General features: G+C 72.2%; 15 protein-coding genes and 2 pseudogenes. 8 read left to right on the plus strand and 9 right to left on the minus strand.

All coding sequences use genetic code 11. The features are described 5' to 3' along the window. Window positions 1-106 precede the first annotated feature (106 nt). From ABZY91_RS26865 to ABZY91_RS26875, 3 genes are all read right to left on the minus strand, one after another. Window positions 107-277, minus strand: a complete 171-nt coding sequence (locus ABZY91_RS26865) for a hydrophobic protein (RefSeq protein WP_329875954.1) — start codon at window positions 275-277, stop codon at window positions 107-109. 111 nt (window positions 278-388) lie between these two features. Further along, window positions 389-1,696 (minus strand): HAMP domain-containing sensor histidine kinase, encoded by a 1,308-nt coding sequence (locus ABZY91_RS26870; RefSeq protein WP_355405588.1) that lies wholly within the window; start codon window positions 1,694-1,696, stop codon window positions 389-391. Window positions 1,697-1,821: 125 nt separating this feature from the next. Further along, the gene (locus tag ABZY91_RS26875) at window positions 1,822-2,508 is read right to left on the minus strand and encodes a response regulator transcription factor (RefSeq protein ID WP_329949949.1); all 687 of its coding nucleotides are present in this window, start codon (window positions 2,506-2,508) and stop codon (window positions 1,822-1,824) included. A gap of 209 nt (window positions 2,509-2,717) precedes the next feature. Here ABZY91_RS26875 and ABZY91_RS26880 point away from each other — a divergent pair, with 209 nt between their 5' ends. The 6 genes and pseudogenes from ABZY91_RS26880 to ABZY91_RS26905 form a co-directional block, all read left to right on the plus strand. Further along, the gene (locus tag ABZY91_RS26880; RefSeq protein WP_355405589.1) at window positions 2,718-2,849 is read left to right on the plus strand and encodes a hypothetical protein; all 132 of its coding nucleotides are present in this window, start codon (window positions 2,718-2,720) and stop codon (window positions 2,847-2,849) included. Between the two features lie 105 nt (window positions 2,850-2,954). Then, window positions 2,955-3,719: a DUF2993 domain-containing protein gene (locus ABZY91_RS26885; RefSeq protein WP_355405590.1), complete on the plus strand. Its 765-nt coding sequence runs from the start codon at window positions 2,955-2,957 to the stop codon at window positions 3,717-3,719. Between the two features lie 20 nt (window positions 3,720-3,739). Further along, window positions 3,740-4,987 carry an alpha/beta hydrolase gene (locus tag ABZY91_RS26890; protein WP_355405591.1) on the plus strand — a complete coding sequence of 416 codons (1,248 nt, stop codon included), beginning with the start codon at window positions 3,740-3,742 and terminating at the stop codon, window positions 4,985-4,987. Window positions 4,988-5,108: 121 nt separating this feature from the next. Then, window positions 5,109-5,858, plus strand: a complete 750-nt coding sequence (locus ABZY91_RS26895; RefSeq protein WP_355405592.1) for a hypothetical protein — start codon at window positions 5,109-5,111, stop codon at window positions 5,856-5,858. Between the two features lie 552 nt (window positions 5,859-6,410). Further along, window positions 6,411-8,864, plus strand: a pseudogene (locus ABZY91_RS26900) (discoidin domain-containing protein); the annotation flags it as partial. A 105-nt stretch (window positions 8,865-8,969) separates the two neighbouring features. Next, window positions 8,970-9,347, plus strand: a pseudogene (locus tag ABZY91_RS26905) (discoidin domain-containing protein); the annotation flags it as partial. Between the two features lie 96 nt (window positions 9,348-9,443). On the opposite strand, the gene ABZY91_RS26910 reads toward ABZY91_RS26905, so the two are convergent. The 6 genes from ABZY91_RS26910 to ABZY91_RS26935 all read right to left on the minus strand — a co-directional run bounded on the left by ABZY91_RS26910 (window position 9,444) and on the right by ABZY91_RS26935 (window position 20,526). Then, window positions 9,444-10,457 carry a LacI family DNA-binding transcriptional regulator gene (locus ABZY91_RS26910; RefSeq protein ID WP_355405593.1) on the minus strand — a complete coding sequence of 338 codons (1,014 nt, stop codon included), beginning with the start codon at window positions 10,455-10,457 and terminating at the stop codon, window positions 9,444-9,446. Window positions 10,458-10,682: 225 nt separating this feature from the next. Then, entirely contained in the window at window positions 10,683-14,948 is a 4,266-nt protein-coding gene (locus tag ABZY91_RS26915) for a discoidin domain-containing protein (RefSeq protein WP_355405594.1), read from the minus strand. Window positions 14,949-15,340: 392 nt separating this feature from the next. Next, the gene (locus ABZY91_RS26920; RefSeq protein ID WP_355405595.1) at window positions 15,341-16,978 is read right to left on the minus strand and encodes a glycoside hydrolase family 13 protein; all 1,638 of its coding nucleotides are present in this window, start codon (window positions 16,976-16,978) and stop codon (window positions 15,341-15,343) included. Window positions 16,979-17,041: 63 nt separating this feature from the next. Further along, on the minus strand, window positions 17,042-17,932 hold the full coding sequence (locus tag ABZY91_RS26925; RefSeq protein ID WP_355405596.1) for a carbohydrate ABC transporter permease: 891 nt from the start codon (window positions 17,930-17,932) through the stop codon (window positions 17,042-17,044). Window positions 17,933-17,946: 14 nt separating this feature from the next. Further along, window positions 17,947-18,909 (minus strand): sugar ABC transporter permease, encoded by a 963-nt coding sequence (locus ABZY91_RS26930; protein WP_355405616.1) that lies wholly within the window; start codon window positions 18,907-18,909, stop codon window positions 17,947-17,949. Window positions 18,910-19,125: 216 nt separating this feature from the next. Further along, complete coding sequence (locus tag ABZY91_RS26935) at window positions 19,126-20,526, minus strand: extracellular solute-binding protein (protein WP_355405597.1); 1,401 nt, start codon at window positions 20,524-20,526, stop codon at window positions 19,126-19,128. A 666-nt stretch (window positions 20,527-21,192) separates the two neighbouring features. Between ABZY91_RS26935 and ABZY91_RS26940 the strand changes: the two genes are divergently transcribed. Continuing rightward, window positions 21,193-21,930: a VOC family protein gene (locus tag ABZY91_RS26940; protein WP_355405598.1), complete on the plus strand. Its 738-nt coding sequence runs from the start codon at window positions 21,193-21,195 to the stop codon at window positions 21,928-21,930. Between the two features lie 144 nt (window positions 21,931-22,074). Then, entirely contained in the window at window positions 22,075-23,103 is a 1,029-nt protein-coding gene (locus ABZY91_RS26945) for an LLM class flavin-dependent oxidoreductase (protein ID WP_355405599.1), read from the plus strand. Window positions 23,104-23,144: the final 41 nt, after the last annotated feature.

A 23,144-nucleotide genomic window follows, 5' to 3' on the forward strand; every position in this document is an offset into this window, starting at 1 on the left:
GGCGCGCCCGCCCGGGCGCCGGCACGCCCGACCCCGTCCCGGGGGGGGGCCCCCGGCGCATGAGCGCGGGTCCCGCCCCCGTTCTCGGGTACGGACGGACCTGTGGTCACCAGCGGTACCAGCGGTGGCGGCGACCGGAGGAGTGCGTCCCGCGGGCGACGAATCCGACCAGCCAGAGCACCAGGACGATGATGGCCACCCACCAGAGGATCTTCACCGCGAAACCTGCCCCGAACAGGAGCAGGGCCAGCAGCAGGACGAGAAGAAGGGGAACCATGAGTCGACCTCCGTAGTCAGTGTCGGAGGACCGTCTGCCCGGCTGATCAGCCCGTATTCATGGGAATCTTCCCGTCCGACGAGGGCAGAGGACGGGGTCGGGGCCAGGGCGTCAGCCCTCCCCGGGAAGGGTGACGGTGAAGTGGGCGCCGCCTTCGGGACCGTGGCCGCGAAGGGCGAGAGTGGCGCCGAGACGCTCGGCGAGGCGTTGGGCGATGGCGAGACCGAGGCCGGTGCCGGTGGGACGGGTGGCGGCGTAGCGGTCGCGCAGGGCGCCCGGTCGGAAGGCGATGCGGACGTCGTCCTCGGTGAGGCCGGGTCCGCCGTCGCGGACCTGTAGTTCCACCTGGCCCTCGGGGGTGCGCCGGAGGGCGAGGACGACGGGTGCACCGGGCGGGGTGTGACGGACGGCGTTGGCGAGGAGGCCGTCGAGGAGCTGGCGGACGCGGAAGGCGTCGGTGGCCGCGGTCACCGGTTCGTCGGGGTGTTCCAGGCGCAGGTCCAGCCCTTGCCGCCGGGCCTGCTGGGTCCAGGCCCGCGCGGTCTCCCGGACGAGGGCGTCGAGATCGGTGGGTTCCCGGGTGATGTGGAAGTCGTCGGCGTCGAGGCGGGCGAGTTCGAGGAGATCGGTGACGAACCGGTCCAGGCGCCCGGTCTCGGACAGGAGGATCCGTCCGACCTCCTCCTGCTGTCCGGGTTCGACCACACCGTCGGCGAGGGCCTCGGCGTAGCCGCGCAGCGCGGTGAGGGGGGTGCGGATCTCGTGGGACACCGAGGTCAGGAACGCGCGCTGGCGGCCTTCGCTCTGTTCGAGGGCGGCGCCGAGGGTGTTGAGGGCGCGGGCCACCTCGCGGGCCTCGGTGGGACCGTGGACCGCGCAGTGCAGGTCGCGCTCGCCCCCGGCGAGCCGGTGGGCGACGGCGGCGGCGTCCACCAGGGGGCGGGCGATCCGCCGGGCGAGGAGGGCACCGGCCAGCGCCGCCCCGACCAGCCCGGCGACCAGGGGAAGGGTCAGGCCCGCGCGGATCCGGTCGGCGGCGGCGTCGACTTCGGTGAAGGGCTGGGTGAGGACCACCGCGCCGTCGCGTGCCGGGCGGCCCTCCAGCAGGACGCGCGCGCCACCGAGCACGGCCGTGGTGGAGATGTCCTCGCCGGCCAGCAGGGCGTCCCGGTCGGCCGGGGTGACGGCACCGGCCGACGGGCCGGCCACCTGGCCGTCGGGGGCGATCACGGCGACCTGGACACCGGTGGCCCCGGTCAGCCGCTGTGCCTGGTCGAGCAGCAGCACCGACAGGTTGGGGGCGACGGACAGCACGGCTGCCTGGCGGACCAGCCGTTCCCGGTACTGGGCCTCGGCGTTGGACCGGGCCGTCCGCCAGCCCGCGAACCCGGCCAGCAGCACCGCCACGGTCGCCACCACGGTGGCGAGCAGGACCAGGTTTCCGGTCAGCGAACCGCCCGGCGTACGGCCGCGCGTACGGCCGCGCGTACGGGCAACCGGTCCTGTACGGGCACCCGCTCGCGTCAGGGCCGGCGGGCGCAGCCTCACCGCCCGTCGTCCTGGGCGCTGTAGCCGACGCCGCGAACGGTCCGGATCGGGCTGGCGTCGCCGAGCTTGGCCCGCAGCTGGGACACGTAGACGTCGACGACCCGGCTGTCCCGGTAGTCGGCGTGCCCCCAGACCTGTGAGAGCAGCTGGTCGCGGCCGAACACCCGGCCCGGCCGGGCCAGCAGATGGGCCAGCAGGTTGAACTCGGTGGTGGTCAGTTCCACCGGCTCCCCGTCGCGGTGCACGGTGCGGCGCTCCGGGTCCAGTCGAAGCCGTCCGACGCTGTAGGCGCCGACGGCCTGCGGTCCGGCGGTCCGGCGCAGCACCGCCTTCACCCGGGCGACCAGCTCGCGCGGGGAGAACGGCTTGGTGACGTAGTCGTCGGCGCCCAGTTCGAGGCCGAGGATCCGGTCGGCCTCCTCGTCGCGCGCCGTCACCAGGACGACCGGCGTCCAGTCGTCGGCGGCACGCAGGCGGCGGCAGATCTCGGTGCCGTCCAGGCCCGGGAGCCCGATGTCCAGGACGACCGCCACCGGCCGCAGCCGCCGGACCGCGTCCAGACCGGCCACCCCGTCGCTCTCGGTGTGCACCCCGAAGCCCTCGCGGGCGAGGTAGAGGCGTTGGAGGTCGGCGATGTGGCGCTCGTCCTCCACGACCAGGACCAGGCCCTTGCTCGGTGTCATCGCCGTCCTCTTCCGACCTCCGCAGCCGCGCACGCTCCGGTCGCGGGTCTCGAACTGCTCCGATGCTAACGCGCCGAACGGGTCGCTCCGGGGCGCCGCCGGTGATCCTTACATGCCCCGAACACTCGCCGAACCCGCCGCTTGCAGCCCCGGTCCAGCCTGTTCCCGGGCCCCCGACCGGCGGGCCCCGGACGCGAAGGAGGGCACCGGTGGTCACGGATCCGAGGGCGCTGGTGCTGGCCGGCGTGGCGGCCACGGCCGTCCTGCTCGCCGCCGGCGCGGAGTTGCTCGCCCGGACCCGCAGCCGTCCGCGCACCCGCGGCCTCCGCCGCCGGACCTGAGCCCGCGTGCCGAGCCCGGGGCCGACCCACGTCATCCCGAATCCCGAGCCGTCCCGAGCCGTCCCGAGCCGTCCCGAGCCGTCCCGAGTCATCCCGAGGAGAAGCATGACCCGCAGTCCCGCCCCACCCCGTTCCCCGGCACCCTCACCCGGCCGGCTGCGCCGGATGCTGCGCCCCGCCACCCGGCGCGGCCGGATCGCGCGCGCTGTCGCGGTGCCCGTGGCCACCGTCCTGGTCCTCGCCGCCGGTGCGGAGGTCGCCGCCGGGCACGTACTGGAGAGCCGGATCGCCGAGAGTACGGCGAAGGCCCTCGGTGCCCCGGTGGAGGTGGACACCGGCAGCGGTCCGGCCCTCGTCAAGATCCTCGACCGGCGGCTGGAGCACGTCACCCTGAGCGCCGACAACGCCCGGCTCGGCGGCTTGAGCGGCGCCTCGGCCCGGATCACGCTGACCGACGTGCGGTTCGCCGCGTCCGTACCCAGTGCGGCCGGGGTGTCGGCGCAGATCACGATCCCCGCCGACGCCCTGGCCGCCACCGTGCGCGACTCCGGCCAGAGCCTTCCGGTCGGTGCCGCCCGCACCGATCCGGCCGCCGGCACGATCGAACTCGGCCTGGGCTCCGGCGGCACCGGCCGGCTCACGCTCAAGCCCGCCCTCACCGACGGCAGGGTGACGATCACCGCCACCGCGCTCGAATTCCTCGGCCGCACGATCACCGGTCCCCAGCTCGACCGGATCAACGAGCGCCTCACCGCCAGGAAGCAGGGCGGCGGCTACCCGCTGGGCCTCTCGCCCACCGCCCTCGCCGTCACTCCGACCGGCCTCGCCCTCACCCTCTCCGCAGGCCCGACCACCCTGAAGCACTCGTGAACCGGGAGCCGTCGCCGACCATGCCGCAGAACCCCTCACCCCAGCCCCGACCGGCCGCGCCCGCCGCGCCCATCACGCCCGCCACGCCCGTTCGCCGGACGCGCCGCGCCAAGCTGCGCCGCCGCCTGCTCGCGGTCGTCGCAGGCGTTCTCGTCCTGGCGCTCGGCGCCGCCGCCGGTCTGCTCTGGCTGGCCGCGGGCAAGATCGTCAGCCCCATCGACGACACCCCGTTCAACACCCGCGTCCTCGCCTCCGGCCCCGGCACGGTGACCCTCCCCGCCACCACCGACAGCCGCTACGCCGGCACCTACGGCCTGGTCTGGCAGGACACCGCCGACCGCCGCCACCACGGCGTCCTCGGGTCCGTCCTCACCACCGACGGGGACACCGTCACCAGGGAGCTCACCGCCGACACGGTGCCCACCCCCGGCGCCAAGGCGAAGATCATCGTCACCGTCTGGAACTCCGACCCCCGGCAGGCCGCCGGGCTCGACTTCCAGGACGTCACCTACCCCGGCGAACTCGGCCCGATGCCCGCCTGGTTCGTCCCCGGCACCGGCACCACCTGGGCCATCCAGGTCCACGGGCTCGGCGCCGGCCGCGCCGCCGGACTGCGCACCATGCCCCAGCTGCACGAACTCGGCCACCCCGTCCTCGACATCACCTACCGCAACGACCCCGGCGCCCCCAGGGACAGCAGCGGCAGGCGCCACTTCGGCGACACCGAGTGGCGCGACCTCGACGCCGCCGTCCGGTACGCCCGCGGCCAGGGGGCCACCGATGTCGTCCTGATCGGCTATTCCATGGGCGGGGCCGTCGTGGAGACCTACCTCCAGCGCGCCGCCGACACCGGCGCCGTCAGCGCCGTCGTCCTCGACTCGCCCGCTCTGGACTACCGCGCGGCCCTCGACTCCATCGTGACCGGCCTCGGCCTGCCCGCACCCGTCGCCGCCCTCGAGACCGGGATCATCGGCCTGCGCGCGGACGTGGACTTCGACGACATCGACGCCCTGGCCGCCAACCGGCGCACCGGCGGCCCCGAGCAGCCCGTCCTGCTCTTCCACGGCACCGGCGACAGCGTCGTGCCCTACGCCACCAGCGCCGAGTTCGCCCGCGACTGGCCCGGCAAGGTCACCCTCGTCACCGTCGAAGGAGCGAGCCACACCGGTGCGTGGAACGCCGATCCCGCCGCCTACGACAAGGAGCTCGCCGCCTTCCTCACGCAGCACAGGCGAACACCTGACGCCGTGCGGCCCGCAGGACCGTGACCAGCGGGCCGCACGGCAAGGCGGACGGACTCCGCGGTCCGTGGCGCGGGACGGAGGCAGGATCCGCGAGGAAGACCCGGGTTCCGTATCAAGGCGCCACCACTCGGAGGAAGATGATCCGATGAACCACGTACCGGAGGACGCCGGCAGGCGACACCGCATCTTCGTGTGGGCCGCCTGGAACCGCCACGAGGCGACCTGCCACGTACGGCGCATCATCAACGTGAGGAAGCCGGACGGCACCTTCGCCGGTCGGAAGGACAGCCCGGGCAACAAGAAGGTCTTCGGGTTCCGGACCGGCCCCCTCGCCCGCAACACCGACGAAGCCGCCGTGCTGGGCGTGCTGGCGGGCATCGTGGCCGCCGAACACTCGGACGACGTGACGATCGTCCTGGCGTCCCGGACCGCGGACGACCTGCTCCAGCACGTCCGTGACACCGGCGAGTTCCCGCTGCCGCACCCCCTCGCCGAGACCCTGCTCGGATGGACCGGCCGACGGCTCTCCCGCGCGGTCCAGAGCGTCGAACCTCCGACCCACCCCACGTTCGCCGGCCTCCACCGCGCGGCCGAGTCGTCGCACCTCGGGCCCGGCGTCCTCAAGACCCTTCCCGAGGTGTGTCAGTACCTCGCCACCGGCCGCCTCGGCCCGCTGGAGGATCCCCGGAGGACCGACGCCGACGGGTGCCGGTGCGGGAAGGTCCGTTACGACTCCTGGGATCTCGCCCTGGAGGCGCTCCTGGCCATCACGAGTCGGCGTGATCTCGGCTACTACCCGAAGCGGGTGTACGCGTGCCCGACGAGTCGCCAGTGGCACCTCACGAGCCGGGCGACCGAGGGGCCGGTCGGACGGTCCGGCCCCTCGGCCCGGTGATTCCGCCGGCGCCGCCGCTGCCGGCCGCGGACGGCCGAACGCACAGCGGTCCCCATGACGTCGATGCTCCCGCTGCCTGCCGAGAGACAGTCGGTCGATAGGACGACATGCATCTGTTCATCTTTTGCGCAGGTATGAGCTCCTAGGAGTACAGGCCGGCGACGAGCGTGTCAACGAACCCGGCCGATCCCTGCCCGCAGGACACTTGATCCCCGGCCCAAGCCCGTTCGCATCAAGTGGACGGCACCCCGCCGGACATCCCCGTGGAGGCGCGGGAGGGGGCGATCGATCCTTGGCGAAGGAGAATCGATGTCTTGCAGTCCTGTGTCACATCTTTGCTCTTTCCTATGGACTTCATGCGATGACCGACCGTAGTCTCTCGCCTCGGCGGCAGCCCCCGCGCCGCTCCCCAACTCCCGCTGCGCTCCGCTCCGTTCACCGGGCGCCCCGCCCGTGGCGACGGCCGACCGCGCGGGCTCGCACCCCACCGCCACCACCCCACCGCCACCACCCCGTCATCACCCCCACGACCGGCAAGGATGTGCTGACTCCATGCAACGACAACGCCGCCCGCAGCCACGGATCCGGTTCCGGAACGGCCTCGCCGCGTTCACCGCCGTTGCGGTGGGCGCGGCCGGCCTGTTCACCGCGGCCGCCGTCACGACGGCCGCCCCCGCCCACGCCGCCGCGGTGCCGACGCTCTCCCCGCTGGACGTCCCCGCCCGGGGCGCCACCGTCCCGTTCAAGGAGCAGGAGGCCGAGTACGCGGCGACCAACGGCACCGTGATCGGCCCCGAGCGGGCGTACGGCACGCTCCCCTCCGAGGCCTCCGGGCGCCAGGCCGTCACCCTCGACGCCCCCGGCGAGTACGTCGAGTTCACCCTCACCGCACCGGCCAACGCGATGAGCTTCCGGTACTCCCTCCCGGACAGTGCGGACGGCCGGGGCCGGGACGCCTCGCTCGGCCTCCTGGTTGACGGGGTGAAGCTGAAGGACCTGCCGGTCACCTCCAAGTACGGCTGGTACTACGGGGGGTACCCGTTCAACAACAACCCCGGGGACACCAACCCGCACCACTTCTACGACGAGACCCGGACCATGTTCGGCTCCTCGCTGCCGACCGGCACCAGGATCCGGCTGCAGGTCACCTCGACCGCGCAGTCGCCGACCTTCACCGTCGACCTGGCCGACTTCGAGCAGGTCGCGCCACCGATCGCCGAACCCCCCGGCGCCATCGACGTCGTGGCCGACTTCGGCGCCGACCCCACCGGAGCCGCCGACAGCACCGCGAGGTTCCAGGCCGCGGTAGACGCCGGCCAGGCGCAGGGTCGGACGGTCTTCGTCCCGCCGGGCAGCTTCACCCTCTACGACCACGTCGTGGTGGACGGCGTCACGCTGGCCGGCGCCGGGCCCTGGTACAGCGTGCTCGGCGGACGCGACCCGGTGAACCGGAACCGGGCCGCCGGCATCTACGGCAAGTACGCCCCCGGCGGCGGGTACGGCGGGGCGGTCCGCCCGCACGAGTCGAACGGCCCGAGCCGCAACGTCACCCTCAAGGACTTCGCCGTCATCGGCGACATCAGGGAGCGCGTCGACGACGACCAGGTGAACGCCATCGGCGGCGCGATGAGCAACTCCACCGTCGACAACCTCTGGATCCAGCACACCAAGGTGGCCGCCTGGATGGACGGTCCGATGGACCGCTTCACCCTCAGGAACAGCCGCATCCTGGACCAGACCGCCGACGGCGTGAACTTCCACACCGGCGTCACCGGCTCGACGGTCACCAACACCTTCGTCCGCAACACCGGCGACGACGGCCTCGCCTCCTGGCCGGAGCGGGTGCCCAACGTCGGCGACAGCTTCACCCGCAACACCGTGGTCCTGCCGATCCTGGCGAACAACGTCGTCACCTACGGCGGCAAGGACTTCACCATCTCCGACAACGTGATGGCCGACACCGTCACCAACGGCGGCGGCCTGCACATCGCCAACCGCTACCCGGGGGTCGGCTCGGGCAACGGCACCGCCGTGGCCGGGACCATCAGCGCTGCCAGGAACACCCTGATCCGGACCGGCAACAGCGACTACAACTGGAACTTCGGCGTCGGCGCCATCTGGTTCAGCGGCCTCAACGAGCCGATCAGGGGCGCGCACATCACCGTGACCGACACCGACGTCCTCGACAGCTCCTACGCGGCGATCCACACCATCGAGGGCGCGTCCGAGGGCATCGAGTTCACCAACACCACCATCGACGGGGCCGGCACCTACGCGATCCAGGCCCAGGCCGCCGCCGACATGCGGTTCACCAACGTGACCGCGAAGAACATCGCCCAGAGCGCCACCCCGACCCACAACTGCGTCGGCGCCGGATTCAAGGTCACCGACGGCGGGGGGAACTCCGGCTGGTCCGGCTCCACCTGCTCCGGCCTGTGGCCCGCCCCGCGGTTCACCTACGGCGGCCGTCCGACCGGCGGAACCCCGACGCCGTCCCCCACACCGAGTGTGCCCACCACCCCGGCGACCCCCTCCCCCACCGCGCCCTCGCCGACGACCACCACCCCGACCACACCGCCGGCCTGCGATCCCGGCACGGGCAACCTGGCCCGGGGCAAGAACACCACGGCCACCAGCCGCAACCAGACCTACACCGCCGCCAACGCCGTGGACGGCGACGCCGCCACCTACTGGGAGAGCGCCAACGACGCGTTCCCCCAGGCGCTGACCGTCGACCTCTGCGCCGTGACCGGCGTGGGCAGCGTCACCGCCAGGCTCCCCGCCTCGTGGGGTGCACGCACCCAGACCCTCTCCGTCGAGGGATCCGCCGACGGCACCGCCTTCACCACCCTGGCCCCCGCCGCCGGGCGCACCTTCGATCCGGCCGGTGGCAACGCCGTCACCATCGGGCTCCCCCGCAGCAACGCCCGCTTCGTCCGGGTGACCGTCACCGGGAACACCGGCTGGCCGGCCGCCCAGCTCGGCGAGCTGGAGATCCGGGCCACCGGCGCGACCGCCACCCCGACGCCCACTACCACACCCACCACGCCGACCACCACACCCCCGGCCGGAACCAACCTCCTCGCGGGCAAGCCCCTCACCGCCACCGGCTCGGTCGGCGGCTACGGCCCCGGCCAGGCCGACGACGGCGACACCGGAAGCTACTGGGAGAGCACCGGCCACGCCTTCCCGCAGTCGCTGACCGCCGACCTCGGCGCCCCCACCGCCGTCGGCCGGCTGGTGCTGAAACTGCCGCCGGCCCCCGCCTGGACCGCCCGGACCCAGACCCTCGCGGTGCTCGCGAGCACCGACGGCACGACGTGGACCACGGCCAGGGCCGAAGCCGCCTACCGCTTCGACCCGGCCACCGGCAACACGGTCACCCTCGCCGTACCGGGCACCACCGCACGTCACCTGCGGCTCTCGTTCACCGGCAACACCGGCTGGCCGGCCGCCCAGCTCGCCGAGTTCGAGGCCTACACCTCCTGACCCCGCCCCCCCGGGGCAGAACCCGAAGGGCCGCAGGCCCCGCCGTTCCGATGGACCGGAACGGCGGGGCCTGCGGGCGCGAAGGGCCGCGTGCGGTCAGCCGGCGGCGGGGGCCGGCCCGGTGGAGCTGCGTACGACCAGCTCCGGCTCGAACAACAGCTCGTCGTGGGTGATCCTCGCGCCTGCGATCTCCCCCGCCAGGAGATCCACGGCCGCCCGGCCCATCGCCTCGATCGGCTGGCGCACCGTGGTCAGCGGCGGATCGGTGCAGGTCATGAACGAGGAGTCGTCGTAGCCGATCACCGACACGTCGCCGGGCACCGACAGGCCCGCCCGGCGCACCGCCCGCACCGCGCCCAACGCCAGCGGGTCACTGGCACAGACGATCCCGGTCACCCCCTCGCCCAGCAGCCGCGTGGTGGCCGCCTGTCCCCCCTCCAGGGTGAACAGCGCGCGCTTGACGTGGCTGTCCGGCAGTTCCAGGCCCGCCGCGGCCGCGGCCCGCCGTGCCGCGTCCAACTTCCGCTGGGACGGCACGTGGTCCGCCGGCCCCAGTACCAGGCCGATCCTGCGGTGGCCGAGCTGCCGCAGGTGCCCCATCGCCTGCTCCACGGCCACCGCGTCGTCACAGGAGACCCGCGCGAAGTCCAGGCCCTCGATCGCCGCGTTCAGCAGGACCGTCGGCAGACTGCGCTCCGCCAACCGCTCGTAGTGGTCGTGGACGGCGTCGGCCTGCGCGTACAGACCACCGAAGAACACCACCCCCGACACCTGCTGGGCCAGCAGCAGGTCCACGTAGTCCGCCTCCGAGATCCCGCCCGCAGACTGCGTGCACAGCACCGGGGTGAACCCCTGCCCGGCGAGCGCGCCGCCCACCGCCTCCGCGAAGGCCGGGAAGATCGGGTTCTGCAGCTCCGGCATCACCATGCCCACCAACCGTGCCCGCTCACCGCGCAGTTGGGTGGGGCGCTCGTATCCCAGCACGTCCAGCGCCGTCAGCACCGCCGCCCTGGTCGTCTCCGAGACGCCGGGCTTCTCGTTCAGCACCCGGCTGACCGTGGCCTCGCTGACCCCGACCTTCTTCGCCACCTGGGCCAGTCGTCGTGTCATGCGGCCATTCTAGCTCCGCCACGCAAGGAAATTGCATGGTCTTGCGACGAAGACGCAAATTCCAACGGGCGATCGGACAGGAACCGCACGCCGCTTGCCGAACCCTGCAAGCCCTGAGCCCGGCCTACCAGGTGGGGCGCCGCGCCGGAACGCAAGGACCGCCGGGAGGTCGGAGACCTCCCGGCGGCACCGGACCACCCGCGGCCGGGCGGTTCCCCTCCCTCCCTACGGGTTGACCTTGATGGTGAACGTCGAGGTGGTGTTGCGGATGTTCTGGTGGTTGTCGCTGAACCGCAGGTGGTCGAAGGTCACCGAACCGACCGCCGGGCCCTGCCCCGGTTCGGGCAGCTCGTTGGCCCAGACGCCGATCCCGGACCTGGCGTCGGAGGCGTCACCGCTGCGCCGCGCGCCGGAGATCGAGATGTTGCTGAACACCGTGTCGGCGACCGGGAACTGCGGCTGACCGCCCACGTAGTTGGTCTGGAACATGATGCCGCTGTACGTCGGGTCCACGATGTCCACGTCGGTGACCCTGATGCCCTGGAACACCTTCGAGGCCGAGAACACCCAGATCGCCGGGAAGACCTGCGCCCCCCAGAAGCGGCCGCCGGCCCGGACGACGGAGATGTTCTTCAGATCGGTCGTCGGCGAGGCGCCGAAGCCGTTCATCGGGTACCCGAAGTCCAGCGAGGAGATGGTGATCCCCGAGTAGACCAGGGTGTCCGCGATGTAGATGTTGCGGAAGGTGTTGGCGTACCCGCCGTAGACCGCGACGCCGGCGGCCCGCCAGGTCAGGATCGAGGTCAGGTTCTCGAAGACGTTGTTCTTCTCGTCCGCCCCGCCCGCGTCGATCGCCGAGAACAGCGCGAAGGAGTCGTCCCCGGTGGCCCGGGCCTCGTTGTTGGAGACCAGGTTGTCGGTCGAGCCGTTGGTCATGTTGACGCCGTCGGCGAAGGTGTTGCGGATCCGGGAGTTGGTGATCTTCATCCGGTCCGTGTTGGCGCCCCAGTACAGGCAGACCATGTGCTCGGTCCAGATGTCGTCGATGGTGATGTCGGCGACGTTGGCGAAGTCGAAGACCTTGCCGGGGCCGTCGATGCGGGAGGTGTAGTTGCCGAAGTAGGCGAAGCCGGTGAAGGTCGAGCCGTTGGCCGAGGCGTCGGCCCGGAATCCGACGTCGGTGTTGGACTGCGAGGACGGGGCGTGGAACCGGGTGAACCAGGGGCCCGCGCCGACCACCCTCACCGCCTTGCCGTAGACCTGGAACTTGCCGGCGGTCTGGTAGTCCCCCCTCGGGAGGTAGACGCCCACCAGGGCGCCGGTGGTGTCCATCCGGACCCGGTCCAGAGCCGCCTGCACATCGCCGTGGGTGAAGCCGGTCGGCACCGCGTACCGGGCCGGGTCGGGGTTGGGGAGCTGGGTCGCCTGCTCCAGGCTGACGAAGTCGATGGCGTACGTGGTGCTGTTGCCGGCGTCCTTCTGAAGCTTGATCCTGCTGCCGGCCGGGAGCGTGGTGCCGAGCAGCAGGTTCGCCTCGTCGTAGACGTGCCGGGGGCCGCCGGCGCCGGGCGAGTTGCCCGGACCGGTCTCGCTGCCGTACAGCCAGGAGTACTTGGAGGTGAGGTCGAGGGCCTTGAGGAAGACCCCGTCGACGTAGACGTCGAGTTTCGCGTCGATGCCGTCGCCGCCCGGCGCGTCCGGGATTGAGAAGCGGGTCACCAGGGTGTTGGTCGGCGCCTTGGTGGTGAACTCGACCGAGGCGCCGGTCGTGTTCAGGGTGACGGCCTTGCGGCCGGAGGCCTCGCCCGCGAGGTCGCCGACGGTCCGGTTGGGCCCGACCACCGCGGCGCCGCCGGCCAGCACGCCGTCCTCGGCCTCGTAGGTGTCGAACGGCAGGTTGGCGCCGCGGCCGACGAACAGCGACTGGGTGGAGGTGTTGTTCGCCTGCTTGACCGGCAGTTCGTCGGCGTCGGTGGCGATGACCGTCCTCACGGTGTACCGGCCGTTGCCCGCCGTCCAACTGCCCAGGCTCACCGGGGCGCCGGTGGCACCGGGCGCGATGACGCCGGTGTGGCTACCGGTCAGGGTCCTGACGACCGCACCGGTGGCGTCGGTCACCGTCAGGCCGATGCCGTGGGCGCCGCCCGCCGAGGCGGTCGTGCCCTGGTTCTTGACCGCCACCGAGAACGTGACCTCGTTGCCGCTCGCCGGGTTGCCCGGGGTCCAGCTGACGGGCGCGGCGACCAGGTCGGAACTGGCGACCTGGCTCACCACCAGCGGGGCCGGCGCGGTGTGGGTGTTGTTGGTCTCGTCCCGTTCGATGACGGCGCCGGCCGGGTCGGCCTCGGCTCGCAGCTGGTAGCTGCCCGCGTTCTGCGGGCCCGTCCGGACCGAGACGGTCGCGGAGGCACCGGCGGCCAGGGGGCCGAGCTGCGCGGTGCCGGCCTTGGCGCCGCCCAGGTGGAGGTCGACGGCGGTGGCGGCGGAGGCGGCCGTGCCGGCGTTCCTCACCGTCGCCGAGAGCGTGAGCGGGTCGGTCTCCACCGGAGCGGCCGGAGAGGCCGAAACCGCGGTGACCGTGAGGTCGGGGTTGGGCGCCGGGGTGCCGATCACCTGGAACTCCGCGATCTGCCCGGCTCCGGCACCCGAGTTGGCGGTGATCCGCAGGCGGACGTCGGCCGCGGTGGCCGTCAGCGGGATCGTCACCGTGTTGCCCGAGGCCGGGGAGAACGTGTAGGGCTTCGCGGCCACCAGGCTGGTGAATCCGGTCGCGCTCTGCTCCCGGCCGAGTACCTCCACGGTCTGCGTGCGGGTGGCCCAGACCGGGGCCGGGTTGAGCTTCAGCACCACCGAACCGACGGTCGCGTTGGAACCCAGCCGCGTGGTCAGCTCATTGGGGTAGCTGCCGCCCGCGCCCTCCCAGTAGGTGGTCACGTCGTCGTCGTTGGCGTTCGCCGCGACGAAGGTGTGGATGCTGGAGTCGGCCGTGATCGGCTTGCCCCCGGCCAGGTTGGTGCCACCGCCACCGTCGTCGCCGGTCCGGACGACGGTGTTGCTCGCCCCGGAGCGGTTGCCGGCCGCGTCCCTGGCCTTCACGTAGTACGACACCGTGGCGCCGTCGGCCCGGCTGTCGGTGTACGTCAGCGCGTTGCCGGCCACCTCGGCCCGCAACGCGCCGTCGGCGAAGACCTCGTACCCGGTGACCGCGACGTTGTCGGCGCCCGCGCCCCAGGCCAGCCGGACCTGCCCGGAGGAGGGCCGGGTGTACGTCAGGTTCGTCGGCGCGGACGGCGCCTGGGTGTCCCCGGGGGCGCCCGTGCGGGTGACGGTGTTGCTGGCGACCGACTGGTTGCCGGCCGCGTCCCTGGCCTTCACGTAGTACGAGACGGTGGCGCCGTCGGCCCGGCTGTCGGTGTAGGTCAGCACGTCTCCCGCGACACTGCTGACCAGGGCGTTGTCGGCGTAGACGTCGTAGCCGGTGACCCCGGTGTTGTCGCTCGCCGCGTTCCAGGCCAGCCGGACCTGCCCGGAGGACGGCTGGGTGTACGTCAGGTTCGCGGGCGCGGACGGCGCCCGGGTGTCCCCGGTCACCGGGCCGTACACCTCGAACTCCGCGAGCTGGGCGGCCGGCCAGCCGGTGTTGGCGGTGACCTTCAGCCGGACGTACCGGGCCGTGGTGGTGCCGGTGTCCACCGTCACCGTGTTGCCGGTGGCCGGGTCGAAGACGTGGTCGGCGGAGGCGACCCGGTCGGTGAAGGTGCTGCCGTCGGTACTGGTCTGCACGACGAGGGTCTGGGTCCGCCGCTCCCAGCCCGTCGGCAGCTTCAGGACCAGCCGGCTGACGGCGACCGCCGTCCCGAGGTCGACCTGGATCCATTGCGGGAGCGCGTTGCTCGCGCTCTCCCAGTAGCTTCCCTGGTTGCCGTCGTCGACGTTGCCCGCGCCGTAGCCGCCCGAACTGCTGCCGGCCGTGAAGGCCCGGCCGCGGGCCAGGTTGGCGCTGGAGCCGGTGGTGCCGTGCACCTCCAGCTCGGAGATCTGCGCGGCCGGCCAGCCCGTGTTGGCGGAGATGTCCACCCGGACGAAGCGGGTACCGGTCGACGGGAAGCCGATCCTCACCGTGTTGCCGGCGCCCGGTTCGAAGGAGTACGGGGCCGAGGCGGTGAGGGTGGAGAAGGCGGTGCCGTCGGTGCTGCCCTGAACGGCGAGCGTCTCGGTGCGGGCACCCCAGCTCGCGGGGAGCTTGAGCACCACCTCGTCGACGGCGGTGCTGCTGCCGAGGTCGACCTGGACCCACTGCGGGAGGGCGTTGCCGGCGCTCTCCCAGTAGGTGTTCTGGTCGCCGTCGTTGACGAAGGCGGCGCCTCGCCCGGCGGTGGCGCTGCCGGCGGCGGCCGGCTTGCCGGAGGCCAGGTCGGGACCGCCGGCGGCCCGGGCGGGCAGCAGCGGGCCGGCGACGAGCAGCAGGCAGGCCGAGGCCAGCCCTGCCACGAGTCGGGAAGTCGGAGCTGTCGATCTCACGGGAGTCCTCTGGATCTCATCAGGATGACAGGTGGGGGCGGACAGGCCCGGAAAGCGGAGCCTCTCCGGGAGGGAGTGGGCGCGTGCGTGCCGCGGCCCCGACCGGCGGGGCGGTCCGGGCGTGCGTCGCGGAGGGGCCTGGCGAGAGGGGGCGGTGACCGAGCCGACATCATCCGGATCCTCCGGGGAGGGCCGACGAGCTCAGGACGGGCGGCGGCACCGGACCGGCCGGTGCCGCCGGGGAGGGCAGGGAGCGCAAGGGAGCGCAGGGGCGGCCGTGGCCGGCCGACCGCTTCAGCCCTTTTCGGTCGGATCCTGCGCCCGGCAGGATCCGCGAGGGAGGGACCGGTGGTGGCGGGCCGTCACCGCGACCGCAGCCAGGCCGCGGCGTCCACGGGGAGGAGGTTTCCGTCGAGCGGCCGGCTGGTGAGCAGGACGGTGTCGTGCGCGGGCAGGACGACGGGCGCCGGGGAGAGGTTGACGACGCAGGCGAACTCGGCGCCTCGACGGAAGGCGAGGACCCCGCGGTCGCCGGGCAGCCACTCGAACTTGTCGCCGCGCAGACCGGGCGATCCCCGGCGGATCCGGAGCGCGGCGCGGTACAGCGACAGCACGGACTCCGGGTCGGCGCTCTGCGCCTCCACAGTCAGCGCGGCCCAGCCCTCCGGCTGCGGCAGCCACGGTTCGGTGCCCGCCGGCGAGAAGCCGTACGGCGGGAGGGGGCCGGACCACGGGAGCGGGACGCGGCAGCCGTCCCGGCCGGGGTCGGTGCCGCCGGAGCGCAGGTGCATCGGGTCCTGGAGACGATCGATCGGGAGGTCCTCCACCTCGGGCAGGCCGAGCTCCTCGCCCTGGAAGAGGTAGACGGCACCCGGCAGGGCGAGGGAGAGCAGCGCGGCGGCGCGGGCCCGGCGCAGGCCGAGGGCGACGTCGGTGGGGGTTCCGAAGACCTTGGCCGCGAAGTCGAAACGGGTGTCCCTGCGGCCGTAGCGGGTCACCGTGCGGGTGACGTCGTGGTTGCAGAGCACCCAGGTCGCGGGGGCCCCGGCCGGGGCGTGCAGGGCGAGGGTGGAGTCGATGCACTCGCGCAGCGCCTCCGGCTCCCACGGGCGGGCCAAGAAGTCGAAGTTGAACGCGGTGTGCAGCTCGTCGCGGCGCAGGTAGCGGGTGAACCTCTCGGCGTCGGGCAGCCACACCTCCCCGACCAGGATGCGCTCGCCCGGGTAGGAGTCGGCGATCCTGCGCCAGGACCGGTAGATCTCGTGCAGTTCCTCGCGGTCGGTGAAGGGATGGGGGTCCACCCCCTTGCGGAAGTCGGGCAGTTCGGGGTCCTTGACGAGGAGGGCCGCGGAGTCGATGCGGACGCCGGCGGCTCCGCGGTCGAACCAGAAGCGCAGGATCGACACGTGCTCGCTGCGGACCTGCGGGTGGGCCCAGTTGAGGTCGGGCTGCTGGGTGGCGAAGAGGTGCAGGTACCACTCGCCGGGCGTTCCGTCCGGGTCGGCGGTCCTGGTCCAGGGGCAGCCGCCGAACTCGGACTCCCAGTCGTTGGGCGGCAGTTCGCCGTCCGGGCCGCGGCCGGGGCGGAAGTGGAACAGCTCGCGCTCGGGGCTGCCGGGGGCGGCGGCGAGGGCCCGCCTGAACCACGGGTGCTCGGCGGAGACATGGTTGGGGACGATGTCGACGATGGTGCGGATGCCGTGAGCGAGCGCCTCGGTGATCAGGTTCTCGGCGTCCTCCAGGGTGCCGAACAGCGGGTCCACGTCGCGGTAGTCGGCGACGTCGTAGCCGCCGTCCGCCATCGGGGACGGGTACCAGGGGTTGACCCAGATGGCGTCGACGCCGAGTTCGGCGAGGTACGGGAGGCGGGACCGGACCCCGGCGAGATCCCCGGTGCCGTCGCCGTTGCCGTCGGCGAAGCTGCGCGGGTAGACCTGGTAGATCGCCGCGTCGCGCCACCAGGCCGGGTGCTCGGGCTGGCGGCTGGAGTTCTGTCCCACGGTGGGGGGTCCTTTCGACCGGACGGGAGGGGCGTGGTGGTCGACCGCTTCCGGGCGGGGCGCTCAGCCCTTGAGGCCGCCGGAGGTGAGGCCGGACACGATGCTGCGCTGGAAGATCAGGAAGAAGACGATCGTCGGTGCGGAGGCGATGGCCAGGGCGGCGATCACGACGTTCTGCGGCAGGCCGGTGGCGAGGGAGCGGATGCCGATGTTGAGCGTGTGGTCGGCCGGGTCCGGCAGGACCAGCATCGGCCAGAGGAAGTCCTTCCAGACCGCTACCACGGCGAAGATGGAGACCACGCCGAGGATCGGTCGGGACATCGGCAGTACGATCGACCACAGGGCCCGGGTCGGTGAGGCGCCGTCGATCGCGGCTGCGGCCAGCAGGTCCTCCGGGACGGAGTCGAAGAACCGTTTCAACAGGAAGATGTTGAAGGCGTTGGCGACGGTGGGCAGCCAGATCGCCCACGGGGTGCCGACCAGGTTGAGGTGGAGCAGTGGGAGGTCCAGCACGGTGAGGTACTGCGGCACGATCAGGACCGCGGAGGGGACCATCAGGGTCGCGAGCATCATGCCGAGGATCACGTTGCCGAGGATCGGCCGCAGCTTGGAGAGCGCGTAGGCCGCGGCGACGTCGAACACCAGCTGGAAGGCGAGCGCCCCGAGCGCGTAGTAGAGGGTGTTGGTCAGCAGACGGCCCATCCTGAGCTGGCGCCAGGCCTCCGCGTAGGTGCCCCAGTGGATCTCGGACGGGAAGAGGGTCGGCGGGCTCTGGATCACCTCCTGGGTGCTCTTGAGGCCGCCGGTCACCAGCCAGTAGAGCGGGCCGACGAAGACGGCGGTGAAGACGAGGACCACGAGGACGAGCACCGTCCGGTAGACGGCCTTCCCCAGCGGTCGGTCGAGCTGGGTCTGTGCGACGAGCGTCCGGGTCCGGGGTTCGTTCGCTGCCATGGCCGGAGCCCTTCCTAGTCGTCGGTGCGGCTGAGCCGCGTGTACAGGGCCGAGAAGCCGGCGAGGACCACGAGCATGACCAGGCCCATCGCGGAGGCGACGCCGTAGTTGTTGCCTCCCATGTCGAAGGCGTACTCGTAGACCAGGTAGACGACCGACATCGTGGAGTTCTGCGGGCCGTTCCCACCGGTGAGCAGGAACGGCTCCACGAAGACCTGCATGGTGGAGACGATCTGCAGCAGCAGGAGGAGCGAGAGGATGAGCCTGGTCTGCGGGACGGTGACGTGCCAGATCTTGCGGAACAGGCCGGCGCCGTCCAGGTCGGCCGCCTCGTACAGCTCGCCGGGGATGCCCTGCAGGGCGGCCAGGTAGATGAGGGTGGCACCGCCCATGTTCATCCAGGTGGCCGCGACGACCACCGAGACCATCGCGGTGTCCGGCGAGTTGAGCCAGGCGGAGGTGGGGAGGTGGAGGGTCGTCAGGATCGAGTTGAAGAGGCCGTACTCCGGGTCGTAGAAGTACTTGAACAGCAGCACCGCGGCGACGGGCGGCATCATCACCGGGATGTACACCAGGATCCGCAGGTAGGCCCTGGCGTGCCGGAGTTCGTTGAGGAGCACGGCCACGAAGAACGGCACCGCGAAGCCCAGGAGCAGCGCGAGCGCGGTGAAGAGGAAGGTGTTGCGCCAGGCGGTCCAGAAGTCGGGGTCGCCGAAGATCCGTTCGAGGTTCTCCAGCCCGACCCACGTGGTCTTTCCGCGTCTGGTCTTCTGGAAGCTCATGACGACTTCGCGGACCATCGGGTACCAGGTGAAGAACCCGAAGCACACCAGGGCGCCGAAGAGGAACCCGTGGGCGGAGACGTTGCGGCGGACGGTCCGGCCGAGTTCCGGACGCTTGGACGAGCGGCCTCCGGAGCCACCCGTGCGGTCGGCCGGGATGCGACTGGCCCGGCGGGTGGTCTTGTAGGGGGAGATGGTCCCGGCCATCGGTGCTCCTGGTGTGCCGGCTGGACCGGCGGGTCGGGCGGGTCCGCGGTGCCCGGTCCGCCGGTCTGCATGTCCGTCGGTCTGCTTGTCGGTCGGTCTGCTTGTCGGTCGGTCTTCGCGTCCGTGTGGGTCCGTCGGGGTGGCCGTGGCCGTGGCCGTGGGCGTGGGCGGCTGAGGCCCGGGGCGGGCTGTCCCCCGCGTCGGTCAACCGAGGCTCGCCAGGACCTTGTTGGCCTGGGACTCGGCGTCGGCGAGCAGCTTGTCGATGTCGGCGCCCCGGTCGGTGAGCACGGCGGAGACCGCGTTGTCGAGGACCTTGTAGAGCTGCTGGGCGTTGGCCGGCTCGGTCTTTCCCGGGACCTGCTCGGAGATGTAGGGCGCGTAGTTCCGGACCGGGACGGTTGCGCTGGCGGCCTTGGCCGCGTTGTCCGCCGCGAGGGTCGAACCGGTGAAGAAGCTGGGCTGCGGGATGCCGACGGGCAGGTTGTCCGACCTGTTGCGGGCGTAGTCGAACTGGCCCTTGCCCATGGTCAGGTACTTGAAGGTGACCCAGGCGATGCCGGCCTTGATCTGGTCGGGCGTGGACCCCTTCTTGAAGAGCCGGGTGTCGCCGCCGAGCAGGGTGGCCCTGCCTCCTGGCATCGGGCCCATGCCGTAGTCGGCGTAGTTGCCCTTGAGGGTCTGGACCATGTACGTGATGTCGTCCGGTGCCCCGATGTACATGCCGAGCTTGTCGGTGGAGGTCTGGGTCATCAGGTCGGGCCACTTGAGCCCCTGGGCGGCGCCCATCGTGCCGTCGGTCCAGCGCATGTCGTGGAGGTTCTGCAGGACCTGCTTGCCCTCGGGGCTGTTGAAGGCGGCCTTCCTGCCGTCGTCACCGGTCATCCTGCCGCCGAGGCCGTACAGCTCGGCGGTGAAGTGCCAGCCGCCCTGGTTGGTCGCGCTGTACTCGCCGTAGCCGTTGACGCCGTTGCCGAGCGCGGAGATCTTCTGGGCGGCCGTCCGGATCTCCGCCCAGGTCGTCGGCGGCTTGTCGGGGTCGAGACCGGCCTGGGTGAAGAGCTTGCGGTTGTAGATGAGGCCCATCTTGTAGTTGGTGACCGGGAGGCCGTAGAGCTTGCCCTCGCTCCTGAGGGTGTCGAGCACCGAGGGGTCGATGTCCTTCAGGGCCGGGACGGTCGTCTCGTTGACGTACGCGCTGATGTCCTCGACCGCACCGGCGTCGAGCGCCTGGCCCAGGTCCGTGAAGTAGGCGTAGAAGAGGTCGGGTTGGGTCCTGCCGGCGAGCTGCGCGGTGAACTTGGCGGGCTCGTTGCACGGTGAGGCGTCGGTGGCCCTGATGGTGACGTTCGGGTAGGTCTTGTTGAACTCCGCGATGTCCTCCTCCCACTGCCTGCGCTCCCCCGGCTTCGTGGTCGGCGGCTGGCAGTCGGCGCTGATGGTGACCTTGGCGGACGGGTCCAGCGGGGCCTCCGCTCCGTTCGGCGCGCCGGGGTCGCCCGAGGAGCCGCTGTCGGCGGAGCTGCTGCACGCGGCGGCCGGGAGGACCAGGGCGCCGACGGCCACGGCGGCGAGGGATCTGCGGAGAAGCCGGTTCGTCTTCATGGGAGAGAGGACCCTTCTACAGGCACGGCGGGCAGGGCCGGTGCCGGGGCGCGGGGGAGCCCCGGTGTTCCGGTGGGGATCGCCCCGGTCCTGGTGACGGGGGCGGGGACGTGCGGAAGCGAGGCCCGCGCACTCCTGGACTGCGCGGCTCGGACGCCCCGGGGGCACGTCGCGGACCCTCTCGGGACCTGTCGGCGACCACCCCTCGGCGCGCCGCTCACTTAACCATCCCGTCCAGATGACCACAAGATGTCGACAGAATTTCGCAAAAACAAGATAGCCCGCCGCGATGCCCCGACGACCTGGCCGGCTGCGGCCTCAGCCGGCTACACACGCACCCCTCCCCGGGATCTGCCGGCGGGTCACACCTCCCGCACTTCGCCGCCCGAACGCCGCCCGAACACTGCCGGATCACCGCCGGGGCCGCCCACCAGCGGAAGGCCCGGCTCCACGTCCGCAAGATCCACCTTCCACGACTGCATGAAGTCGGCAAATCTTAGAAAGAACCTTGCATGCATCTTGTGAGGTGCTCGGCGAGCGCGCTCTACTGTCACGACCACCTCCTCCCCGGAGAATCGAGCACCGGATGTCACGGAGCACCACGGATCCCTCCCAGGCCGGGATATGTGTTTGTCGACGCGGGACGGCATGCATAGGGTCGGCGGCATGACGACACGGCTTGTTCAGATTTCGATGACTGCCCGGGACGACTCCGCGGTCGGCCGGTTCTGGGCGGAGGTACTCGGCTGGGGCATCGACAGCGAGGGCCCCGGTGTGACCAACCTCGAACCCGTGGGCTTCGTCTATCCCGACCCCGTCGCCGTCTGCATCGACGTCGTTCGCGCCACCGACCCCAAGACGGTGAAGAACCGTCTGCACATCGACCTCGCCACCACCTCGGCAGCCCATCAGGCCGAGTTGGTCGCACGGCTGAAGGCCCTCGGCGCGACGCCCGCCGACGTGGGCCAGGGCGACGTGCCGTGGACGGTCCTGGCCGACCCCGAGGGCAACGAGTTCTGCGTGCTGGAGCCCCGCGAGCGCTACCTGGACACCGGGCCGATGGCCGCGGTGGTGGTCGACTGTGCGGACCCGAGGGCCATGGCGGGGTTCTGGGGCGAGGCGATGGACTGGACCGTCCACGAGGTGACGGACGACCAGGCCGTGCTGCGCTCCGCCAGGAGCGTCGGCCCGTACCTCGAATTCATCCGCACCCCCGACGAGAAGACCGTGAAGAACCGTCTCCACCTCGACCTCCGCCCGTACCCCGGGGGCGACCGGGTCGAGGAGGCGGCGCGGCTGCGGGCTCTCGGCGCGACGCCCGCCGACGTGGGCCAGGGCGACGTGCCGTGGACGGTCCTGGCCGATCCCGAGGGCAACGAGTTCTGCGTCCTCGCCCCGCGCTGACGCGGAGCCCGACGGTACCCGGCCCGTAGGCACGGCTGCTCCCCCACAGCCGGTCCCCGGTGGTCGGCGCCGGGGACCGGCCGGGCAGGTGGCCTTTTCCGCCGTACGGGAATGAGCCGGGCGGCAGCGCCCGTTGTGGCGGGAGTGACCACGACGCCGCCCTTCCGACTGTCGGTACTGGACCGTTCCCGGACCCGCAGGGGGGAGGAACCGGCCCGGGCGCTGCGGGACACCGTGGCCTTCGCCGTCGAGGCCGAGCGGCTCGGCTACCACCGGTTCTGGGTGTCCGAGCACCACGGCGTCCCGGGCGTGGCCGGTTCGGCGCCGACCGTGCTGGCCGCGGCGGTGGCCTCGGCAACGGAGCGGATCAGGGTGGGGACGGGCGGGGTGATGCTCCCCAACCACCAACCGCTGGTCGTGGCCGAGCAGTTCGGTGTGCTCGCCGCCCTGTTCCCGGGCCGGATCGACATGGGTCTCGGCCGTTCGGTGGGGTTCACCGACGGGGTACGGCGGGCGCTGGGCCGGGAGAAGGACTCCGCCGACCGGTTTCCCGAGCAACTCGCCGAACTGCTGGCCTACTTCGATGCGCCGTCGAGCGCCCCCCACGGCGTTCACGCCCGACCGGCCGAGGGTCTGGACGTACCGGCGTTCGTGCTGGCCACCGGCGCCGGCGCGGACGTCGCGGCCGAGGCCGGGCTCCCCCTGGTGATCGCGGCCGCGCGAGGGCAGGAGCGGATGTTCGAGGCGATCGACCGCTACCGGGAGCGCTTCCGCCCCTCGGCCCGCGCCTCCCGGCCGTACGTCGTGCTCTCGGGTACGGTCGCCGTCGCCGGGTCGGAGCCCGAGGCCCGCGACCTCCTCGTCCCCGAGGCCTGGGCCGCCGCCCACTCCCGGACCCACGGCGAGTTCCCGCCGCTGGCCCCCACCGGAGAGATCCTGTCCCGGACGATGACCCCGCGCGAACGTGCGGCGTTCCAGCAGTCGCTCACCGGCCACATCGCGGGCACCCCGCAGCAGGCGTGGGCCCGCCTCACCGAGCTGATGGAGCGCGCAGCGGCGGACGAGTTCCTCCTCGCCACCAGCACCTACGACCGTGACGCGCTGTTCACCTCCTACCGCCTCCTCGCACAGGTCGCCGGTCTGAGGCCGCTCCCCGCGGGGAGCCAGGACTGACGGCGGGGACGGCGCGGGCCGGGCGCGGCTGTTCCGCCGAC

The organism is Kitasatospora sp. NPDC002965, assembly GCF_040611255.1.
Classification (GTDB): Bacteria; Actinomycetota; Actinomycetes; order Streptomycetales; family Streptomycetaceae; genus Kitasatospora.

What these genes read in the sequence shown, in the direction of transcription:
- ABZY91_RS26865 (WP_329875954.1), bottom strand. Translation starts at nt 277, where the DNA reads ATGGTTCCCCTTCTTCTCGTCCTGCTGCTGGCCCTGCTCCTGTTCGGG.
- ABZY91_RS26875 (WP_329949949.1), bottom strand. Translation starts at nt 2,508, where the DNA reads ATGACACCGAGCAAGGGCCTGGTCCTGGTCGTGGAGGACGAGCGCCAC.
- ABZY91_RS26885 (WP_355405590.1), top strand. Translation starts at nt 2,955, where the DNA reads ATGACCCGCAGTCCCGCCCCACCCCGTTCCCCGGCACCCTCACCCGGC.
- ABZY91_RS26890 (WP_355405591.1), top strand. Translation starts at nt 3,740, where the DNA reads ATGCCGCAGAACCCCTCACCCCAGCCCCGACCGGCCGCGCCCGCCGCG.
- ABZY91_RS26895 (WP_355405592.1), top strand. Translation starts at nt 5,109, where the DNA reads ATGAACCACGTACCGGAGGACGCCGGCAGGCGACACCGCATCTTCGTG.
- ABZY91_RS26910 (WP_355405593.1), bottom strand. Translation starts at nt 10,457, where the DNA reads ATGACACGACGACTGGCCCAGGTGGCGAAGAAGGTCGGGGTCAGCGAG.
- ABZY91_RS26925 (WP_355405596.1), bottom strand. Translation starts at nt 17,932, where the DNA reads ATGGCAGCGAACGAACCCCGGACCCGGACGCTCGTCGCACAGACCCAG.
- ABZY91_RS26935 (WP_355405597.1), bottom strand. Translation starts at nt 20,526, where the DNA reads ATGAAGACGAACCGGCTTCTCCGCAGATCCCTCGCCGCCGTGGCCGTC.
- ABZY91_RS26940 (WP_355405598.1), top strand. Translation starts at nt 21,193, where the DNA reads ATGACGACACGGCTTGTTCAGATTTCGATGACTGCCCGGGACGACTCC.